The organism is Glutamicibacter sp. AOP12-B1-11 (assembly GCF_052379245.1).
Taxonomy (GTDB): Bacteria; Actinomycetota; Actinomycetes; order Actinomycetales; family Micrococcaceae; genus Glutamicibacter.
The window spans coordinates 1-1,484 of sequence record NZ_JBQSYL010000078.1; the positions used below are offsets into that span (position 1 = coordinate 1).

At 57.8% G+C, this 1,484-nt stretch carries 1 protein-coding gene; it reads right to left on the reverse strand.

Annotation, left to right across the window (positions count from 1 at the left end; translation table 11 throughout):
- Window positions 1–19: 19 nt before the first annotated feature.
- Window positions 20–1,243, reverse strand: a complete 1,224-nt coding sequence (locus tag ACT3UQ_RS19665) for an IS110 family transposase (RefSeq protein ID WP_444637813.1) — start codon at window positions 1,241–1,243, stop codon at window positions 20–22.
- Window positions 1,244–1,484 lie beyond the last annotated feature (241 nt).

Sequence of the window (1,484 nt, forward strand, 5' to 3'; positions counted from 1 at the left end):
CCCGATGCTCCTATTCTTGTCAATTGCGTTCCGGAGCTTGTTCTTCAAGCCAAGCTCGGTATCTGGAGATGGCCTCACAGTCCTGGGACTTGCCATGCTCAATGCGCGAGATCGTGCCCGGCCAGGTCCCCAACGCAGCTGCAACAAACACTTGCGTCAGACCCAATTTCAGACGCAGGATCCGCAAATCGTTGGTCAACGGAGCAGACCTAGGATTCTTCATGACGTGGAATATTTCACGGGCAACATAACGCTTGAGACAACGGATAATTTCCTTTTTACTTAAACCGTCTTCGGTACGTTTGGCCACGTAGGCACGTGTCCTGGCATCTGTGGACATACGAACCACGACAATCCGGTAAAGCGAGCTGTTGGCTTGCCTGTCACCACCTCGGCAGAGCCTGTGACGGCTTGTTTTCCCGGAAGAAGCCGGGACGGGCGCAACACCGGCCAGAGCCGCGAAAGCCGCTTCGCTGTTCATGCGTTCCGGATTATCGCCGAATGTCACCAATAGCTGAGAAGCGACGACGACACCAACACCTTTGACGTCAATAAGCTCTGGGGCATAGGTCAAAATTATGGCTTCAAGCGCAGCATCAGTTTCGTTGATTTCTTCACTCAGGAACCGGTGGCGCGTCCCCAATCGCTTGAGCGTCATCAGGGTAGCTGTGACGGGATCCGCCGGATCGCCTGTGGGTCGGCTGCTGGCCATGGCCTTGACCCTTGCCTCACTGCTTAGACCTCGATATTTGGCTCTGACTTCGTCCGTGGCGGCAGTGAGGACTGCGCTGATTTGGTTCATCAAGGCCGTTCGGGCCTTCATGGCGCTGGTACGTGCGGTGCGCAGTACCCGCAGCGCTTCCACATAACCGTCGCGGGCTTTGGGGGTGGACGTGCCCCGGTCCGCCAGCACCGATTCGGCGGCTTGGTAGGCGTCCAGAGGGTCGGATTTGCCACGCAGGCGACGTTCGGCACGGTTTGGGCGGTTCACCTCCCGGATGATGAAGCCGTGTTCCGCCAGCACACGGGCGAGCTCGGCTCCATAGGAGCCGGTGCCCTCGATGCCAACAGCGGTTACGGGTCCGAAACGGGTCAGATAGGCGGCGATCTGCCGGTACCCGGAACCGACGGCCAGGAACTTGCGGTCCCCAAGCCGTTTTCCGTAGTCGGTAATCAGTGCGACGTGGTGTGTGTCGGCATGTGTGTCAATGCCGGCGATGACCTTGAATTCTTCGTTTGCCATGAGGGGTGGAGCTCCTCTGATACTGGTAAAGCAACAGGGTTGGCTCGTGTTGACCAGTCGGACAGACAGTACTGTGATGGGATCTTTGGAACAAGCTCCTATGAAGTCATGCTCGGCTGGGCAGCACGTTTGGTGCGGGCCACCAGCCGGCGGACAGATCGGGACTAAGACAACCTTGAAGGGCGTCGGTAGAGGGTTGAGTCACGCCGGGCTGATGACCTAATAACATCATCACAGTAGA

Bases quoted from the DNA above. Each gene is read 5' to 3' on its own strand.
- ACT3UQ_RS19665 (WP_444637813.1), bottom strand. From the start codon at position 1,243: ATGGCAAACGAAGAATTCAAGGTCATCGCCGGCATTGACACACATGCC.